This is a genomic window from Candidatus Protofrankia californiensis, from assembly GCF_900634765.1.
GTDB classification, from domain to species: Bacteria; Actinomycetota; Actinomycetes; order Frankiales; family Frankiaceae; genus Protofrankia; species Protofrankia californiensis.
In genome coordinates this window covers 1-799 of record NZ_CAAAFT010000294.1, presented here as the reverse complement: position 1 = coordinate 799, position 799 = coordinate 1, and the positions used below count along the sequence as shown (strand labels likewise).

The window sequence follows — 799 nt, the reverse complement described above, 5'->3', positions numbered from 1 at the left end:
GGTCGTGATCCGATTGATCACTTCGTCCAGGGTGGGGGTCGTCGCAAGCCGGGCGAGCTGGACCGTCAGGTACTGCTGCAACGACTGGCCCGCGTCGCGGGCTCGTTCCTGCAGCCTGCGGTGGATGTCGTCGGGAAGGTTGCGGACCACGACGGTCGTCATGCATGCATGATGCATGCCCTCAGATCGACTGTGCAACCCGCCGACCACGACGATCTCAGCTTAGCTCGGTGGTACGGTCAGCGTGACGGGCAACCCGCCACAACCAAGCCATCTGTCACCGGCGGAACAGGTGCGGCATGCCTGCCTGCCGCTTTGAAGGCGTACCGGCGGGCGCTGCAGCGGGCAACCGTGAGGTAGGTGGTGACCGTCCCTCTCACCGTGGTGCCGCTGTCATGGCCCTGGCCTCGGTCATTGTCACGCTGGTCATCATTGTGCCGGTCATCATTGTGCCGGTCAGCGTCGTGCCACTGTCATCATGTTTCGTCGTCATAGTGACGCTGCCGTATCCGAGGTCCCGCCCTGCCGGGGGACGGGGCGGTTCCCGTCGGTGCCCGAGAAATCTTCCGCACCCGGGAAATCCTCCGTTCCTGAGGGATTCTTCGTGCCCGAGAAATCCTCTGTACCCGAGGAATTCCTCGTATCTGAGGGATCCTCTGTACCCGAGGTGTACAGCCGGGCTATGACGTCCTCGATCGCCGGCTCGCGGATGGACAGATCGACCAGCGGATACCGGTCGGCCACGGTGGCGACCAGCGGCGCCGCGCTCGCGCCCGCCGGAAACGCCAGCCACTGGCGC

General features: G+C 65.0%; 1 protein-coding gene and 1 pseudogene. Both read right to left on the bottom strand.

Translation table 11 applies throughout. The annotated features are described in order from the left end of the window. The coding region (locus DD1DGNOD_RS31290; protein WP_430827815.1) for a FitA-like ribbon-helix-helix domain-containing protein at positions 1-162 on the bottom strand (162 nt) is incomplete at its 3' end. Between the two features lie 327 nt (positions 163-489). After that, positions 490-799 (bottom strand): annotated as a pseudogene (locus DD1DGNOD_RS29595) (hypothetical protein); the annotation flags it as partial.